16 protein-coding genes are annotated in these 17,631 nt (G+C 69.3%); 4 read left to right on the forward strand and 12 right to left on the reverse strand.

What is annotated here, in order from left to right:
- Nucleotides 1-15: 15 nt before the first annotated feature.
- Entirely contained in the window at nt 16-888 is an 873-nt protein-coding gene (locus tag ACFQU4_RS12290) for a phosphodiesterase (RefSeq protein WP_377491759.1), read from the reverse strand.
- A gap of 133 nt (nt 889-1,021) precedes the next feature.
- On the opposite strand from ACFQU4_RS12290, the gene ACFQU4_RS12295 reads away from it, so the two are divergent.
- On the forward strand, nt 1,022-2,317 hold the full coding sequence (locus ACFQU4_RS12295) for an MFS transporter (RefSeq protein WP_377491762.1): 1,296 nt from the start codon (nt 1,022-1,024) through the stop codon (nt 2,315-2,317).
- Nucleotides 2,318-2,326: 9 nt separating this feature from the next.
- Here the strand turns inward: ACFQU4_RS12295 and phnE are convergent, their stop codons facing one another.
- From phnE to ACFQU4_RS12315, 4 genes are read right to left on the reverse strand one after another with little or no spacing between them, the layout of a single operon-like run.
- The gene (gene phnE, locus ACFQU4_RS12300; RefSeq protein WP_377491765.1) at nt 2,327-3,172 is read right to left on the reverse strand and encodes a phosphonate ABC transporter, permease protein PhnE; all 846 of its coding nucleotides are present in this window, start codon (nt 3,170-3,172) and stop codon (nt 2,327-2,329) included.
- Entirely contained in the window at nt 3,169-3,939 is a 771-nt protein-coding gene (locus ACFQU4_RS12305) for a phosphonate ABC transporter ATP-binding protein (protein WP_377491768.1), read from the reverse strand. The genes phnE and ACFQU4_RS12305 overlap by 4 nt, the downstream gene beginning before the upstream one ends.
- A 3-nt stretch (nt 3,940-3,942) precedes the next feature.
- Nucleotides 3,943-4,914 carry a phosphate/phosphite/phosphonate ABC transporter substrate-binding protein gene (locus ACFQU4_RS12310; protein WP_377491770.1) on the reverse strand — a complete coding sequence of 324 codons (972 nt, stop codon included), beginning with the start codon at nt 4,912-4,914 and terminating at the stop codon, nt 3,943-3,945.
- An 18-nt stretch (nt 4,915-4,932) separates the two neighbouring features.
- On the reverse strand, nt 4,933-6,057 hold the full coding sequence (locus tag ACFQU4_RS12315) for a TIGR03364 family FAD-dependent oxidoreductase (protein ID WP_377491773.1): 1,125 nt from the start codon (nt 6,055-6,057) through the stop codon (nt 4,933-4,935).
- Nucleotides 6,058-6,202: 145 nt separating this feature from the next.
- Between ACFQU4_RS12315 and ACFQU4_RS12320 the strand changes: the two genes are divergently transcribed.
- Both ACFQU4_RS12320 and ACFQU4_RS12325 read left to right on the forward strand, forming a co-directional pair.
- Nucleotides 6,203-6,988: a GntR family transcriptional regulator gene (locus tag ACFQU4_RS12320; RefSeq protein ID WP_377491776.1), complete on the forward strand. Its 786-nt coding sequence runs from the start codon at nt 6,203-6,205 to the stop codon at nt 6,986-6,988.
- Between the two features lie 13 nt (nt 6,989-7,001).
- Nucleotides 7,002-7,706: a phosphonatase-like hydrolase gene (locus ACFQU4_RS12325; RefSeq protein WP_377491779.1), complete on the forward strand. Its 705-nt coding sequence runs from the start codon at nt 7,002-7,004 to the stop codon at nt 7,704-7,706.
- Between the two features lie 160 nt (nt 7,707-7,866).
- Here the strand turns inward: ACFQU4_RS12325 and ACFQU4_RS12330 are convergent, their stop codons facing one another.
- The 7 genes from ACFQU4_RS12330 to ACFQU4_RS12360 form a co-directional block, all read right to left on the reverse strand.
- Complete coding sequence (locus ACFQU4_RS12330; RefSeq protein WP_377491782.1) at nt 7,867-8,427, reverse strand: hypothetical protein; 561 nt, start codon at nt 8,425-8,427, stop codon at nt 7,867-7,869.
- Nucleotides 8,428-8,441: 14 nt separating this feature from the next.
- Nucleotides 8,442-9,545, reverse strand: a complete 1,104-nt coding sequence (locus ACFQU4_RS12335) for an ABC transporter ATP-binding protein (protein WP_377491785.1) — start codon at nt 9,543-9,545, stop codon at nt 8,442-8,444.
- The gene (locus ACFQU4_RS12340; protein WP_377491787.1) at nt 9,542-10,675 is read right to left on the reverse strand and encodes an ABC transporter ATP-binding protein; all 1,134 of its coding nucleotides are present in this window, start codon (nt 10,673-10,675) and stop codon (nt 9,542-9,544) included. Before ACFQU4_RS12340 ends, ACFQU4_RS12335 begins: the two co-directional genes overlap by 4 nt.
- A 22-nt stretch (nt 10,676-10,697) precedes the next feature.
- Nucleotides 10,698-11,825, reverse strand: coding sequence for an ABC transporter permease (locus tag ACFQU4_RS12345; protein WP_377491790.1), 1,128 nt, complete (start codon nt 11,823-11,825; stop codon nt 10,698-10,700).
- 13 nt (nt 11,826-11,838) lie between these two features.
- Complete coding sequence (locus tag ACFQU4_RS12350; RefSeq protein WP_377491793.1) at nt 11,839-12,822, reverse strand: ABC transporter permease; 984 nt, start codon at nt 12,820-12,822, stop codon at nt 11,839-11,841.
- A gap of 50 nt (nt 12,823-12,872) precedes the next feature.
- On the reverse strand, nt 12,873-14,996 hold the full coding sequence (locus ACFQU4_RS12355) for an ABC transporter substrate-binding protein (RefSeq protein WP_377491796.1): 2,124 nt from the start codon (nt 14,994-14,996) through the stop codon (nt 12,873-12,875).
- A 234-nt stretch (nt 14,997-15,230) separates the two neighbouring features.
- Nucleotides 15,231-16,748 carry a DUF2339 domain-containing protein gene (locus tag ACFQU4_RS12360; protein ID WP_377491799.1) on the reverse strand — a complete coding sequence of 506 codons (1,518 nt, stop codon included), beginning with the start codon at nt 16,746-16,748 and terminating at the stop codon, nt 15,231-15,233.
- A gap of 51 nt (nt 16,749-16,799) precedes the next feature.
- On the opposite strand from ACFQU4_RS12360, the gene ACFQU4_RS12365 reads away from it, so the two are divergent.
- Nucleotides 16,800-17,546, forward strand: coding sequence for a hypothetical protein (locus ACFQU4_RS12365; protein WP_377491802.1), 747 nt, complete (start codon nt 16,800-16,802; stop codon nt 17,544-17,546).
- Nucleotides 17,547-17,631: the final 85 nt, after the last annotated feature.

A 17,631-nucleotide genomic window follows, 5' to 3' on the forward strand; every position in this document is an offset into this window, starting at 1 on the left:
CAGCATGCGGGGAGACTAGACGGCGGCGCTGACGCCCTCCCGCTGCTCGAGCTCGGGCAACCATTCCGACACCGTCGGGTACGCCTCGATCGGTACCACGGAGTGCACCACGCGGTCGCCGTACACGTGGATCAGGTTGTACGCCTGCGCACCGTCCTGGCCCCGCGCGGCCGGCCGGGCCACGCCAAGATCCTGGGTGTAGCAGGTGGCCGAGGCGACCGAGATCGGGATGCCGGCGAACAGGCTGGTCGTCGAATAGTGCAGGTGACCGGCCAGGATGCCGCGGACGTCGGTGCCCGCCAGCAGCGCGGCCAGCCAGCCCTCCTCGCGCAGCTCGATGGTGCCGGCGACGGCGACCGGGCTGGGGATCGGCGGATGGTGCAGGGCGAGCAGGGTGCCGTCGGGCGCCGGCCGGGACAGGGTGTCCCGCAGCCAGACCAGCTGGTCGTCGGTCAGGTCGCCGTGGTGCTCGCCGGGCACGGTCGAGTCCAGTACGACGATCCGCAGGCCGCCGACCAGGTGCACCCGGTCGTACGGCTCCTCGGTCGGCTCCAGGTCCAGCAGCCCGGCCCGGAAGGTGGGCCGCCGGTCGTGGTTGCCCATCACCCAGACCAGTTCGGCGGCCAGCTCGGCCGCGAACGGTTCGACCATCGCGCGCAGCCGCCGGTAGGCGTCGGGCCGGCCGGTGTCGGCCAGGTCGCCGGTGAGGAGGATCGCGTCCGGCTTGATCGCCGACGCCCGGACCCGGTCCAGCAGCCGGGCCAGCTGCGCATCGCAGTCGATCTTGTCGTGGAGCAGTTCGCCGTCGCCGACGAAGTGGGTGTCGCTGAGGTGCAGCAGGGTGTAGTCGGGGCTCGGGTACTGGCTGCCGTACTCGGTCATGATCATCGGTCTACCGGGGCGACATGGATCCTGGGTGACGGCCCGGGAAACCGGTGTCATAGATTTCGGGTCAGCATGTCCTGACGTCCGGGGTCCCCGCGGCGTAGTTCGGGGGAGCGAAGCGGAGGAGGGCTACGTCGTGGGGTGGGTTCTCGACCTCACCCCGCTGCGGACCTCACGGGCATTCCGGCGGTTGTGGTGGGGGCTCGGAATCTCCAACTTCGGCACCCAGCTCACGGTGGCCGCGGTCGGCCTGCAGGTGTACGCGATCACCGGCTCGACGCTCGCGGTCGGCGTGCTCGGGATCTGTGCCCTGGTGCCGCTGGTCGTGCTCGGCCTGTACGGCGGCGCACTGGTGGACAGCTACGACCGGCGCAAGGTGGCCCTGGCCTCGTCGTTCGCGCTCTGGCTGGTGGTCATCCTGCTCGCCGGTCAGGCCTGGCTGCAGCTGGATTCCGTACCGCTGCTGTATGCGCTGGTCGCCCTGCAGTCGGCCGGCTTCGCGATCAACAACCCGGCCCGGACGGCGATCATCCCCCGGCTGGTCGACCGGCGGCTGCTGCCGGCCGCGAACGTGCTGCAGACCGTCTTCTGGAACATCGCCCTGACCGTCGGTCCGCTGCTCGGCGCGTTCCTGGTCGCGACCTGGGACTTCGCCGAGGTCTACACCATCGACGCGGTGCTGTTCACCGCCTCACTCTGGGCGCTCTGGCGGCTGCCCGACCTGCCGCCGACCGTCGGCGCCGGCGACCTGCCCGACGTCGGCCGGGGCCGGCGCGGCATCGCCATGGTGCTGGACGGGCTGCGCTATCTGGCCACCTGGCCGAACGTCCGGATGACCTTCGTCGTCGACCTGATCGCGATGATCTTCGCGATGCCGCGGGTGCTCTATCCGGCGGTCGGCGTGATCTTCCTCGGCGGCGGCGCGACCACCACCGGCATCCTCGCCGCCGCGTTCGCGGTGGGCGCCGTGCTGGCCGGGATCTTCTCCGGCTCGCTGGTACGGATCCGGCACCAGGGCCGCGTGATCGGCGCGGCGATCGGCGCATTCGGGCTGGCCGTGACCGGCTTCGGTGTGGTGCTGGTGATCATCGGCCCGACCTCGCCGGGCAGCCTGCTGGTCGGGGCCCTGCTGGCCGCAGCCGGGTTCCTCGCGCTGGCCGGCGCCGCCGACGCGGTCAGCTCGGTGTTCCGGCAGACCATCCTGCAGTCGGCGACACCGGACTCGATGCGCGGCCGGCTGCAGGGCGTGTTCATCGTGGTGGTGGCCGGTGGGCCGCGGCTCGGCGAGCTGGTCCTGGGCGCCGAGGCGAACTGGTTCGGCGAACACTGGGCGGCCGTGATCGGCGGCCTGACCTGCGTCGTCGTGCTCGGGGTCGTGCTCGCCGTGCAGCGCCGGTTCCTCGCCTACGACGCCCAGAACCCGCAGCCCTGACCTCGTCGGCTAGACGGCCAACCGGCGCCGGACCGCGATGCTGATCAGGTCGACCACGATGATCAACACCAGCACCTGCAGGATGTAGGTGAACATGGCGTCGAACTGGAACAGCTGGATCGACTGGTTGATCAGGAAGCCGATGCCGCCGGCACCGACCAGGCCCAGCACGAGCGAGGACCGCACGTTGACGTCGAACCGGTAGAGCAGCAGCCCGACACACTGCGGGACCACGGTCGGAAGCACCGCGTGCAAGGCGATCTGGGCGCTGCCGGCGCCGGCGACCCGGAGCGCCTCGACCGGACCTTGATCGGCTTCCTCCATCGCCTCCGACCACAGCTTGCCCATCACGCCGGCGTTGTGCACGATCAGCGCGAGCACGCCCGGGAACGGGCCGAGGCCGACCGCGGTGACGAAGATCAACGCGAACACGACATCGGGCACCGCCCGGAGCAGCGACATGATCCCGCGGGCCAGCTGGTAGACGACCGGGTTCCGGTTCGTCGTCCGGGAGCCGAGGACGGCCAGCAGCAGGGCGAACGGGATCGACAGCGTGGTGCCGAGGAGCCCGATGTAAAGGGTGGTCAGGCAGGCCTGGAACCCCGGCAGCACCACCTTCGCCCAGTCCAGGTCGGGCGGCATCGCCTCGGCCAGGAACCTGATCATGCCGTCGCCGCCCTCGGCCAGGGCGGTGATCGAGACCTCGGTGTCGATCCAGGCCAGGACGTGCGCGGCGACGACGACCACCGTGACGGCCAGCCCGATGATCATGGTCGCGGAGGCATGGGGCCGCGGCGGTACGGGCAGCCGGGCCGGTCCGGGAGTCTGCGGTTGCGGCAGCACGGTGCTGGTCATGACAGGGCTCCGTCCGGGAGGTAGAGGCCGGCGACCCGGCCGCGGTCGAGCCGGTCGGCCGGCACGTCGAAGGTGATCACGCCGCCGCGCAGGCCGATCACCCGGTCGGCATGGCGTTCGGCGAGGTCCGGCTGATGCAGTACCGCGGCGACCGCCATCCGGTCGTCGTGGGCCAGCGATCCCAGCAGCGCCATCACCTGCTCGGCCGCGGCCGGGTCGAGCGCGGACACCGGCTCGTCGGCCAGCAGCACCGGGGCCCGCTGGCACAGGGCCCGGGCGATCGCGACCCGCTGCTGCTGCCCGCCGGACAACCGGCCGGCCGGGGTGTGCGCCCGGTCGGCCAGCCCGACCCGGTCCAGGCAGGCCATCGCCTCCTCCTTGATCCGGGCCGGGAAGGCCCGGACGCCCCAGGACCGGCGCAGCGGCAGCCGGCCGAGGGCGCCCGCGCAGACGTTGGCCAGCGCGCTGCGCCGGCGGACCAGATGGAACTGCTGGAACACCATGGCGACCCCGGCGGCGCCGTCCGGTCGCCGTACCTCGATCAGACCGTCGTCCGGACTCACCAGCCCGGCGACGCAGCGCAACGCGGTCGACTTGCCGCTGCCGTTCGCGCCGAGCAGGGCGACCAGCTCACCGGCCGCGACGTCCAGGTCGAACCCGGCCAGCACCGTGCGGCCGCCGAACGTCTTGTACAGCTGGCGGACCAGCAGCACCGGCGGCTCCGCGGCCGGCTCCCGGACCGGAGCCTGTTCCTTCGTCGCGATCATGGTTCAGACGTCCGATTCGGTCAGGCCGAGCGTCTCGGCGAGCTCGAACAGCGGCCGGTAGGTCTCCTGGGTCACCTCGACCATCGGGCCGGGCTCCACATCCAGGAACGCACCGACCTCGGCCACCTTGTCCGGCGGCAGTTCCAGCAGGGCCGTCCGGACCGCGTCCTTGAAGGCCGGGTCGAGATCACCGGCGACGGTGATCGGGTCGTTCGGGATCGGCGCGGAGGTCCAGATCCGGCGGTACGCCGACTGGTCGAAGGTGCCCTCCTCGGTCGCCGTGGCGAGCTGCTGGGAGTTGATCTCCGCGGCATCCACCTTCCCGTTGATCAAGGCCAGCAGCGCCTCCGGATGACCGCCGGCGTAGTCGACCTTCACCTGGTCGACGACGCCCGCCTCGGCCAGCGCCTGCCGGGGCAGCGCGTCCCCGGAGGTGGAGCCCGGATCGGACAGGGCCAGGCTGTGCCCGGCCAGTCCGGCGACGTCCGTGATCGCCGAGTCCTTCGGCACCCAGATGCCGGCCTGGTACGTGCTCAGGGCGCCCGACGCGTCCGCGAAGGAGGCGACCGGCTCGGCCTTGGCCCGCTTGCTGGCGAAGACGTAGCCGAGCGGGCCGAACTGGGCCAGTTCCAGGTTGCCGTTCTGCATCGCCAGCACCTCGGCCGAGTAGTCCTGCACCACCTGGAGCTCGACCGGGCAGTTCAGCTTCTCACCGAGGGCTCCGGCCAGCACCTGGTAGGCCGGAACGAGCTTGGCCGGGTCCTCGAAGGGCTCGACACCGAACCTGATCTTGCCTCCCGGACAGGTCGGCGACTCGCCGGCGGACGAGGCGTTGCCGGAGCAGGCGCCGGTCGCCATCAGGCCGAGGACGAGGGCTCCGGCGGCGATGATCTTGGACAGCGGGCGCGGGTGGGATCGCGGTCTGGGATGGGATCGCTGTCTGGGATGGGATCGTGGGCGGGTCGTGGTGATCATGAGTTTCTCCCTGGGTGGCTAGGTCGTGAGGGCATCGGCCGCCAGCCCGAAGGCCGTCGTCATGCCGATGCCGGAGGTCACCGAGACGACCCGGGTGGCCGGATCGAGGTCGGTGATCAAGAAGTCGGTGTGGTCGGAGGACGCATAGACGCCGCGCCAGCGACGACGTACCGTCAGCCGATCGGTGCCGAGCAGCCGGCCGGCTTCGGCGATGATCAACTCCGCGGTGCTCTCGTCGTCGAACGGGAGGTGGGTCCGGGCGTAGGCATGGGTGTCGCCGATCACCAGGTTCCCGTCGGGACGCTGGGTGTACATCAGGTTCACCGCGTGGTCGAGCAGCTCCGGCCGCTGCTCCTGGAACCGTTGCCGGACGGCGGTCGCCGCCGCACAGCCGGCCAGGCCGGAGTACCGGAGCATGGACAGTCCGCTGAGCACGGCGGGCTCGACCGGCACCGGGGTGTCCGGGCTGACCTCGAGCATCTGCAGCAGGCACCGGCGCAACTCGACCTCGGCCGCGGCAGCCGGAGCCAGCCGGTCCACGTCATGACCGACGGCGATGATCACCCGGTCGGCGGTGAACCGGCCCACGGTGCTGATCACCTCGCCGCCGGCGACCTGCTGCACCTGGGCACCCCAGCGGAACCGGACGCCCTGGCCGGCCAGCCAGCCGGCGATGGCCGGTACGGCCTGCCGCGGGTCCACCCGGAGGTCCAGCGGCAGCCAGGCGCCACCGACCGTTGCCGGGTCCAGCAGCGGGAGCCGGCCGGCGACCTCGGCGCGGTCCAGCAGCCGTACCTGATCACCGCCACGGACGTGGGCGAACTCTTCCAGGACCGCGAACTCGTCCTCGGTCCGGGCGACGACGACGGTGCCGCACTCGCGGAGCCAGAACCCGGCCTGTGCGGCCAGGTCGATCCACCGCTGCCGGGCGGCCTGGCCGTAGTCGAGGGCCCGGCCCGTCTGGGCGGTCAGGCAGATGTGGCCGAAGTTGCGGATCGACGCGCCGACGGCCCGGTCGTCGCGCTCCAGCACGGTCACCCGGAGGCCCCGGGCGAGACCCTCGACAGCGTGGGCGAGGCCGACGATGCCCGCTCCGACGATCAGCAGGTCGCTGTGGCCCGATCCGTACTCGTTGCTCTCCATGGCAGCCAACGTGCCCGTTCCGGCGGCCCGAGTCAATCGATTCCAGCCTCTTGTCTATACAAGTTAACTCGCTATTAACCAGGCTTTCTGCACTGTTCATCGGCAAGATCTCGGCACGCGGCGACGCACTTGTATAGTCAGATGCGTGAGTCAACCCCTCCATCTCCGCGTGGCCGAGGAGCTGCGGCTCCGGATCAGCCGGGGCAGCTATCCGGTCGGCACGCCGCTGCCGTCGGAGGCCCAGCTCTGCGAGCTGTTCGGGGCCTCCCGCGGCACCGTGCGGCAGGCGCTCGGCGCCTTGCGGCACGAGGGCATGATCGGCGGCGGCCAGGGCAAGCAGCCGGTGGTCCGGTCACCCGCCCTGGGCCAGCCGTTCGAGACCCTCATGTCGTTCACCGCGTGGGCCCGGCAACTCGGCCGGACACCCGGCCAGCGCACCATCGAGATCGCCCGCCGCGGCGCCGACGCGATCACCGCCGACGTCCTCGGCCTCGAGCCGGGGACGCCCGTGGTGGAGGTGCTCCGGCAGCGGACCATGGACGGCGAGCCGGCGCTGCTCGAGCGGAGCAGCTTCGTCGAGCCGGTCGGCCGGCTGCTGTTCGACTGGGATCCCGACAGCGGCTCCATCTATGCCCACCTGTCCGATCAGGGCGTTGACCTGCGCCGCGCCCGCCACACGATCGACGCCATCGCCGCCGACGAGACCGACGCCGAACTGCTCGACGTGCCGGTCGGGGCCCCGCTGCTGCGCGAGCGCCGCTGCGCCCGCGACAGCCACGGCACTCCCCTGGAGTCCGCGGACGACCGCTACCGGCCGGACCGCGTGACCTTCACCATCGACAACGAGCGCCCGGCCCAGAACGGCGCCGGTGCCGACCTCCGGATGATCAAGAACGCCGAATCCGTTCGCGGAGCCGTCGGCGGATCTTGAGGGGGTCGCCCCCTTGACCGAAAGGAACCACGTCTTCATGATCACGTTGGCCGCGCTGGACATGGCCGGGACCACCGTCGACGACGGCGGTGCGGTGTACGCGGCGCTGCGCAACACGGTGGCGCAACGCGTCGGCGCGCAGCCGCCGGACCGGATCATGGTCCGCTGGACCGGAACCGACAAGCGGGCCGCGCTGGCCGGGCTGCTGGCCGATCTCGGCGCCCCGGTGGACCGGCCCGAGCTGGATCGGCTGTACGGCGAGTTCCATGATCAACTGCTGACCACCTACCAGGAGACGCCGCCGGTGCCGCTGCCCGGGGTGCCCGAGGCGCTCACCCGGCTGCGCGAGGCCGGGGTCAAGATCGCGTTGCAGACCGGCTACTCGGCCAAGATCGCCGAGACGATCCTGGCCGGCATCGGCTGGCGGATCGGCGAGGAGGTCGATGCGGTGATCACCAGTGATCAGGTCCCGGTCAGCCGACCGGCGCCGTACCTGATCTTCCGGGCGATGGAGGCGACCGGGGTCCGGGATCTGGCCGAGGTCGCCGTGGCCGGGGACACCCCGAACGACCTCGGCGCCGGCAGCAATGCCCGGGCCGCCCTGGTGATCGGCGTCCTGACCGGCGAGTACGACGCCGCCGAGCTGGGCCGGCACCGGCACACCCACCTGCTGCCCGGCGTCGCCGACCTGCCGGCCCTGCTCGGGATCGGGTCCTAGGAGGGTGGTGTCAAACGGTGGTGGTGGCGAGCGGCGTCCAGGTGCGTGCTGGACAAGGCGGAGGAGGGAGGCGTAGCGGTGTTCTACGTCGACCGACGACAACGCAGTCCAGTGCGTGCCTGGGCGTCGCTCGCTGCCGCCACCGTTTGACACCGCCCTCCTAGCTGCTGCTGGTGTCCTCGGGCGGGCCGCCCCGGAGTTCGGGATCGGTGGCGTACCACAGCGCCTGCGGCAGGGTGAACCCGGTGAAGCAGTAGTTGCCCATCGGCAGCCAGTACTGGAACTCCTCCACCGTCGAGCCCTGGTAGGCGACCAGGAACTGCCACTTGTCGGCGTGCAGGGCCCAGACCCGGCGCTTCCGCCGCTGCCCGTCCTCGGTGAAGGTGAAGGTGCGTTCGATCTTGACGATGTCGTTGTAGTTCTGGTCGTCCGCGGACTCGATCTCGAGGTCGGCGAACTCGGCCAGCCCGGCTTCGAACCCCTCCCGGAGCGCCGGCAGGTCGTCGGCCACGACGCTGACCTCCAGCTCGGCGACCGCCACCGCGAAGTAGGTTTCCTGTTCGGCTTCCTCGGGGTGCACGATCACGCCGTCCCGGCCGTCCAGCTCGGACCGGTGCCAGCCCCACGGATGCCGGAAGGCGAACCGGCCCGTGGGGTCCTCGTACGTGGTGATCCCGGTGAACTGCGGCCGCCCGGTCCTGATCTTGGACTCACCCGTCATCACATCGTGCTCCTTCATCGTGCCTCGACGGGTCCGCCGGCGGCCTCCGCCGACGGTACCAGTGCGCCCTTCAGGTCGAGCTGCTCGGCGAAATGGCAGGCGGCCTGGCGGGTGACGCCCGGGCCTGCCGTCTCGTCCGGGATGTCGCGCAGCGGCGGCGTCTCGGTCGAGCAGATCTCCTGCGCGTACGGGCAGCGGGTGTGGAAGTAGCAGCCCGACGGCGGGTTGGCCGGACTCGGCACGTCGCCGGTCAGCGGCACCGCCTCGGTCCGGTTCCGCGGATCCGGCTGCGGCAGCGCCGACAGCAGCGCCTCCGTGTACGGGTGCTTGGGCCGGTAGAACAGCTCCCGGGTGGTGCCGGTCTCGACCACCCGGCCCACGTACATCACCGCGACCCGGTCCGAGATGTGCTCCACCACGGACAGGTCGTGCGAGATGAACATGTAGGTCAGCTTGAGCCGGTCCTGCAGGTCCTCCAGCAGATTGATCACCTGCGCCTGGACCGACACGTCGAGCGCCGAGACGGGCTCGTCGCAGATGATCAACTCCGGGTTCAGCGCAATCGCCCGGGCGATCCCGATCCGCTGCCGCTGGCCGCCGGAGAACGCGTGCGGATACCGGCTGGCGTGCTCCGGTCGCAGGCCGACCACCTTGAGCAGTTCGGCCACCCGGTCGCGCAACGCCTGACCGGCCAGCACCTTGTTGATCACCAGCGGCTCGGCGATCACCCGGCCGACCGTCATCCGCGAGTCGAGCGAGGCGAACGGGTCCTGGAAGATGAACTGCATCTTCGGCCGGATCCGCTCCATGGTGCGGCGGTCGGCGCTCTCCACGTTGACCGCGCCGAGTTCCTTGTCGTGGAAGATCACCTCGCCGCCGGTCGGCTGCTCCAGCCGCATGATGGCCCGGCCGGTGGTGCTCTTGCCGCAGCCGGACTCGCCGACCACGGCCAGGGTCTCGCCCCGGTTGACGGTCAGGTTCACCCCGTCGACGGCCTTGACCTCGCCGATGGTGCGGCGCAGCAGGCCGCCCTTGATCGGGAAGTGTTTCTTGAGATCGACGACCTCGAGCAGGGGCTCGACGGTCGCCGGTGCGGGCTCGGTCGCCGCTTCGGTCATCGGGCACCTCCGGTGCTCGCGGGCTCGGGAGTGTCGGCCGCCTGGTCGGAATAGAGATGGCAGCGCACGGCATGCGTGGTCGGCCCGGCGAGCAGAGTCTCCTCCGGGATGACGTTGGTACAGACATCGCCGATGAAGGCCGGACAGCGAGGATGGAACGCACAACCGGACACGGTCGTGTACGGGTCCGGGATGGACCCCTTGATCACCTCGAGCGGCTGGTGCTCGGCCGACCCGATCCGCGGGATCGACCGCAGCAACGCCTTGGTGTACGGATGCTTCGGGTTGTAGAAGATCTCGTCCACCGGGGCCCGTTCGACCACCCGGCCCAGATACATGACGATCACCTCGTCGCAGAGCTGGGCCACCACGCCCATGCTGTGCGTGATGAACATGATCGACATCCCGATCTCGGACTTGAGCTTGCGCATCAGCGACAGGATCTGGGCCTCGGTGGTCACGTCCAGCGCCGTCGTCGGCTCGTCCGCGATCAGCAGCGACGGATGGCAGGACAGTGCCATCGCGATCATGGCCCGCTGCCGCATGCCGCCGGACAGCTCGTGCGGATAGGACTTCGCGATCCGCTCCGGGTTCGGCATGCCGACCTGGCGCAGCATCTCGATCGCCTGCTCCTTGGCCACCTGCTTGTCCGGCGTCTGGTGCAGCAGGATGGCCTCCTCGATCTGCGACCCGACGGTGTACACCGGGTTCAGCGAGGTCATCGGCTCCTGGAAGATCATCGCGATCTCGGCGCCGCGCAGTGCTCGCATCGCCGAGCTGCGCGGCGGCAGCTTGGTGATCTCGATCCCGCCGGACGACGTCTCCGCCGATCCGAGGTCGACTTCCTCGCCGACCAGCAGCTGCGAGACCTTCTCCCCGCCGGCACTCCGGCGGAAGTCGATCGAACCCTCCGTGATCTTGCCCGGCGGTTCGAGGATCTGCATGATCGCTCGCGCGGTCACGCTCTTGCCACTGCCGCTCTCGCCCACGATGCCGACGACCTTGCCGCGCGGGATGTCGAAGGTGACGCCGTTGAGGGCGTTGACGACGCCGAGCGTGGTCGGAAACTGCACCCGAAGGTCGCGGACCGAGATGATCGTGTCGCTGTTGCCGTTCTCCGTTGAAGTCACGTTGGCTCCTGCCTTCTCTCGGTCAGCTGTACGGATCGACGGCGTCACGGACTCCGTCACCGAGGAGTTGGAAACAGGTGATCACGATGATCACCGCGAGACCCGGGACGAGCAGCCACGGGAACTGTTGCAGGACGTCGATCCGGGACGCGTCCTTGAGCAGTACGCCCCAGCTGATCGCCGGCTCGAGCATCCCGATGCCGATGAACGACAGCGAGGTCTCGGCCAGGATCGTGGCCGGGATGGACAGCATGGCCACGGCGACGATGTGGCTGGTCGCGTTCGGCATCAGGTGCGTCCCGACGATGCGCAGCCCCGACGATCCCGCCGAGCGGGCCGCCGCGACGTAGTCGGCGTGGGCGTACCCCATCACCTTGCCGCGGACCTGCCGGGCCAGGCCGGTCCACGCCACCAGGGACAGGATGATCGTCATCATGAAGTAGCGCTGGGTGACCGGCATGTCCAGCGGTAGCACCGCGGCCATGGTGGCCCACAGCGGCAGTGTCGGGATCGACATGATGATCTCGATGATCCGCTGGATGATGTTGTCGGTCAGCCCGCCGGCATAGCCGGAGATCGTCCCGATCACCGACCCCAGCACCGTCGCGATCGCAACGCCGAGCAGGCCGATCGTCATCGAGATCTGGGATCCGTGCAGGGTCCGGCTGAACACGTCCCGGCCGTTGCCGTCGGCCCCGAACACCAGCACCCGGCCCTCCGAGACGGTGAACAGGTGCCGATCCGTCTGGATCAGGCCGAACAGCTTGTATTCCCACCCCTGGCCGAAGATCTGCACCCGGATCGGGTTGTTGCAGTCCGTGACATAGGTGGTGGAGATGTTGACCGGGTCGATCTCCTGGGTGACCCGGCAGATTCCCGGACCGCCGTTGAGCGTGAACGCGCTGGGCGCCGCGTACTTGAAGTCCGGGTTGACCGCCTGCGGATCGTTCGGCGAGAGGAAGGGGGCGAACGCCGCCACCAGATACATGAACAGCAGGATGATCACGCTGACGACGGCCAGCTTGCTGCGCCGGAACCGGCGCACCATCAACCGCCACTGCGGAATCTCGCCGACCTTGCTCTCCGGCGAGATCGAACGTCCCCCGGTGTCCTCGGTTTCGGACTCGGCGACCTGAAGTGTTCCCGTCATGGTTCGCTCCCCCTCAGTCCGTCGCCTTGACCCGCGGGTCAATGATCGTGAGCGCGATGTCGGAGATCAGGTTGCCGACCACCAGCAGCCCCGACAGCAGCACCAGCAGCGTCGCCGCGACGTAGGTGTCCTTGACGATCAAGGACTGCAGCAGCGCCTGGCCGGTCGTCGGCAGGCCGAAGACGATCGAGATGATCGCCTCGCCGGAGATCAACGCCGACAGCGTCGTGCCGAACGTCATCACCAGCGGGTGCAGCGCGTTGCGTACGGCGTGCTTCCAGATCACCAGGCGTTCGGCGACGCCCTTGGCCCGGGCCGTCTGCACGTACTGCTGGCCGAGCACGTCGAACAGGTTGGCCCGCATCACGCGGGACAGCCAGGCCGTACTGGCCACCGCGATCACGACCAGTGGCATCCACATGTGCGCCAACATGTCGAGGAACTTCGCCCCGCTGAACGGGGCGTTGCGGTACTCGTTGGAGTTGAGCCCACCGACTTCCATGCCCGATGCGCTGGCCACGCTCATCACCCCCAAGGCCAGCAGGAACTCGGGCACCGCGACGCCGATGAACTGGATCACGGTGATGACGTTGTCCGGCAGGTTGTACCGGTGGGTCGCCGAGTAGACGCCCACCGGGATCGCGATCACCCAGGCGACGATGAGCGCGCCGACCGACAGCGCCACCGACAGACCCAGCCGACTCCAGATCAGTTCGCTCACCGGTTGCCGGAACGCGAACGACTGGCCGAAGTCCCCGGTGAAGAAGCCCTGCGCCCACTTCCCGTACTTCACGAAGAACGGGTCGTTGAGGCCGTACTGCTCCTCCATGGCTTGCACCATTTGGTCGGAGACGTTGTTGCCTTGGGCTCGCAGCCGGGAGATCTCGTCGGTGATCGCCGACCCCGGTGCCAACTCGATGATGAAGAAGGCGACCAGCGAAATCACGGCAAGCGTGAATATCGCGTACAGCAGCCGCCTGAGAACGAAGATGAACACTTCGATGCCCTCCCCAGTCAGGCTCGTCCGGTCATGATCATCGGCTCAGATCAGTGCTGGGTCGGGTCCTCCCAGTACCAGGTCTCCGGGTCGTAGACGGCCGGCGTCGGATGGATCCACGGGTTGACCGCGCCGCCCTGGGCCAGGTTCTCACGCTTGGGCACGTTCCGCAGGTCCTTCTTGACGATCATGACCTGCGGGTAGTTCGCCACGGATCCGATCATGAACGGACCGTCGGAGATGTGGATCTTGATCATGTCCCAGACCAACTGGTGCCGCTTGGTCTCGTCCGGCTCGACCTTGCTCTGGTCGTACAGATCCCAGAGCTTCTTGATCGGGCCGTCGGCCTCCGGCTCCATCCGCGGCGGCGTCCGCTCCCACGGATCCTTGTCCAACTCGGTGCCGGCGGTCTTGGTGCCGAGCTGCTGGTACCACTGACCCTCCAGGGGCGCCCAGCGCGTGTACTCGAGCGGGACCAGCCACTGCGGGTACACCAGGTGGTTCGGCCCGTCCCCGACCTCCCAGTTGCTGTGGCCCATCAGCTTGCCGGTCTTCCACCGGTCGTCGTACGTCTGCGGGGCGATCGGGTTGATCTGCATCTCGATCCCGATGGCCTTCAGGTCGGACACCAGCTGGTTGTCCTTGGTCTTGTGCTCCTGGGAGGAGTCGGCCGTGGTGTCCAGCCGCAGCGTGAGCTTCTTGCCGTTCGGCAACTCGCGCATGCCGTCACCGTTGGAATCCTTGATCCCGATCTCCTCCAGCAAGGCCTTGGCCTTGTCCGGGTCGTACGTGACGTACGCGTCCCGCCAGTCGGTGTAGGCCTTCTTGCCCGTGTCGTTGATCGAATACTCGATCGCCTTCGGGCTGAGCGTGCCGGTGGTCGGCTCGCCGGTGTTGAAGTAGACCGACTTCCGGACCGCTTCGCGGTTGAACGCGTGCGAGATGGCCTGCCGGAACTTCGGCATCCGGATCACCTCGCGGAGATCCTTCTCGTGGTAGTCGTAGTTGAGGAAGAAGATCGAGCCGGTGCCCGAACCGCTGTCCCAGAGGATGATCTCGGTGTTCGCCCGCTCGGCGGAGTCCCGGATGCCCTGAACGTCGTTCAGCGCGATCTGGTTGTAGTTGCCGTTGCAGAAGTCGACCGCACCCTGCTGCACCTGGAGCTTGCCGGCCTCCGGGTCGGTGACGGCGTTGATCTGAATCTCGTCGAGGTACGGCAGCTGGTCACCGTTGGGCATCACGGCCCAGTAGTACGGGTTCCGCTCCAGCACGACGCCCTTGGCGTTGTCGAACGACTTGCACTTGTAGCCGACCAGGGTCGGGCAGTCCGGGTTCCGGTGCCAGTCGCCCTTGGACTCCATCAGGCCACCCACGGTGTCCCAGTTCTCCGGGATGTTCTTGCCGTACTTGGGGTGGAACTGCTTCAGGTAGTGGAACGGCATGATCCAGATCGGCCCGTTCTTGCCGATGTTGCCGTTCACCCACATCGCCATCCGGTCCGCCGTCAGCGGCGCCGGGGCGTCGAAGGTCATCTTCAGCGTGGTGTCGTCGACCTTGGTGAACTTCGCCAGCGTGCCCTTGCCGGAGCGGGCCTCGTCGGGCGGGGTCTGCGCCATCTTCTGCTCGATGACGAACTCGTTCCACCAGAACAGGATGTCGTCGATCGTGAACGGCTCGCCGTCGGACCACTTCAGGCCCTTGCGGAAGAAGAACGTCCACTCCGACGCGTCGTCGTTGGACTCCCACTTGTCGACCAGGCCGGGCCCGACGTCCTTGCCGTCGTTGAGCCAGCGCAGCGGCGAGTGGCCGTAGAAGAAGTTCCGGTCCGAATCCGCCTTGATCGCACCTTGGGTCGCCAAGACCTGCATGTTCATGACGCCGCCGTACTTGCCCGGCTGCACCCACTTGTGCGGGACGACGTACGGGTTCTCCGGCAGCCGCTCCTCGATCGGCGGCAGGCTGCTGTCGATGTTCGGCGCCTGGTTGAACTTCTCCGGCTTGGGCAGCACCTCCGTGAAGGAACCGACCGCGTCCGACCCGCCGGGACTCTGGCTGCTGCCACCACCAGGACTGTTACCGCCACCACCGGGCGAGCACGCGCTCAAGGCCGCCGCACCGGCCAACAGAGCGGAGCCGTAGAGGAAGCTACGGCGAGAGTGCTGGGAAGCCATCATTGGTCCTCCATCGTTGCTGAATCTTCGTCAGGGTACGGCTAAGGGCAGTCCCGCAAGAGGGCTGCCCCTTGAGGCCCATTCTTACCCCCTCAGAACGATCCTGCATAAAATCGATTGACGAATTGAGCAATTGTTACCAACGGTGGACCTTCCCCAGGCCCGGAAGATAAGGTGCCGCGCCCCGTGCTTACAGGACCAGCGAGTGAGAAATGCCACACGACACGCCGGTGATGATCATCCGGGCCCTGAGCGGGCCGCGCTCAATGCCTTTGCGTAAAACGTTCCAAGAGCCAGCAGCACCACTCCGATGGCCACGAACGCGAGCACTCTGATCACGCCGTCGAGGGTGGCCAGGTCGAAGATCAGCAACTTGGCGACGGCGACACCGGCGGTGATCAAGCCGCCGACCAGGCCCCGGCCGGCCCGGGCCAGGCTGCGCAGCAGGAACCAGCTGGCGACGATCATCAGCCCGAACGTCGCCGTCGCGTGTCCGACCAGGAAACCCGCTTGGCGGGCACCGAGTGCGGCACCCGCAAGCTGCCCGGCGATCACCAGCACCCCGGTGCCGGTGATCATGGCAGCGACCCAGGCCACGGCCATCGGCACCCGGACGTCGGCACCGTGCGCAGCCCGCCGCGCAAAGGAACCCGCGGCCACCGCGGCCAGGACCCCGGCACAGGAAGCCAACAGGTTCCAGATCGTCGGCAGGGCGCTGTCGATGATCACCAGACTCGGCAGAACGGCCAGGTAGAACAGGAAAGCGACCAGCCCGACGCCGACCCCGACCCAGCCGACGACCCGGTCCACTCCGGCGCCGGCGAGCGCGAGCAGGGTGGCCGAGATGATCATGAAGGTCGCGCCGACCAGGCCCACCTGATCGAACCCGGCCACGCCGACGGCCACGGTCAGGGCGGCACCGCTGATCAGGACCGCCCGCCGGCCGGGGGTACGGAGCAGCACGGCGAACCCGCACCAGACCGCGGCCAGGGCCAGCAGCCAGATGTCGGCCCGGACGTCCTCCAGCAGCACCCGTACCGCGATCATCGGCGTCAGCAGCGCGATGCCGATCATGATCGCGGAGATCGCCGCGAGCCCGGGATGGTCGCCGTGACAGCGGAGCAGCACGTACTCCACCGCGACGACGAGCAGCGCGAACACCGTCGTCAGGGCCGCCCCGAACCAGGTGATGTCGAAGCCCTCCTGGGCCCACCGGGTGCCGGCGAGAGTGATCAACACCAGCGCCGTCGGCACCACCCGGACCGCGTGCACGACCGGCCAGCGCCGGTCCAGCTGCAGCAACGTGATCACGCCGGACAGCAGCACCAGCAGGGCCGCCGCGGTCCACGGCCGGTCCAGGCCGACACCCGGCGCGAGCAAGATCACGCCGACCAGAACGATCACCGCGAGCGTCTGGCTGTCCCAGCGGTGCGCCAGCAGGCAACCGAGGACGGCCAGCAGGGTGGCCAGCGCCAGCCCGACGTAGAACGGCACCCAGGCATAGATCGACGCCACCGCGACCACCACCAGGTAACCGCCCGCGATGCCGCTGGCGGCGAGCGCGATCGGGCCCGGGTTGGTCGGCAGCCGGCGCCGGAGCAGCAGCGCGACGCCGATCAGCGCGGCCGAGACCACCGAGCCGGTGATCACCCGCGGGACCGGTCCGAAGAGGCCGGCCTGGATCGCCAGCACCAGCAGGAATGCGATCCCGACCAGCAGCACCAGCGCGCCCGCAACCGTGAGCAGCCGGGCCACAATCCCCTCGCGCCGCCACCAGGGCGGCTTGAGCGGCGGGATCAGGGGTGGGTGAGCGCGGTCCGGCGGGCCCTGCTGAGGCGGGACCTGGCCCGGCTGGCTGGGCGGGAATTGGCTCGGATCGACCTGGCCGGGCTGAAATTGGACCGGCTGGAACTGGCCAGGCTGGAATTGGCCCGGCAGCTGATGGCCAGGTTGGATCTGGCCCGGCGGGACCTGGCTCGGCTGGACCTGGCCCGGCTGCGGTTGGCCCGGCGGGACCTGGCTCGGCTGGACCTGGCCCGGCTGCGGTTGGCCCGGCGGGACCTGGCCCGGCTGGATCTGGCCCGGCTGGATCTGGCCCGGCGGGACCTGTCCCGGCTGCGGTTGGCCCGGCGGGACCTGGCCCGGCTGGGACGGTGTCGCGCCCGTCCTCGCGGCAGGCCGGGCCTGATCCGGTGGAGCCCAGGCGTGCTGGCCCGGCCCGGCCGCTACCGGCGACGGTCGGTCCGACGGGGCGGGATACGGCCCCGATTCGCCCGACGGGGCGGGATGGGCCGGCTGGCCCGGCGGCAGCAGTTGGGTGGGCGGTGTGGGAAGTCGGCCCGGTGGCGCGGGCTGCTGCGCCGTGTTCCGCGCGTGCCTCGCCTGCAGTGCTGCCAGATCCTGGGCCAGCTGGCCGGGCTGCTGGCTGATCCGACCGAGTTCTTCCTCGAATTCGGGGCGTCGATCCCCTGCTTGACCGCCGCCCCCGCTGGGCCCGCTGACCATGGCCAGACGATACTGCGCCGCGTGCCACGGACCCGACGATTCGCCTGAGCCGGCAGGCCCGAGTTCACGGTCGACCCCGTACCGAGGTCGGAATGTCGACAACTCCACCTGGTCGGGCCGATCCGAGGTCGGA

The sequence above is a fragment of the Microlunatus sp. GCM10028923 genome (assembly GCF_042666975.1).
Classification (GTDB): Bacteria; Actinomycetota; Actinomycetes; order Propionibacteriales; family Propionibacteriaceae; genus Microlunatus.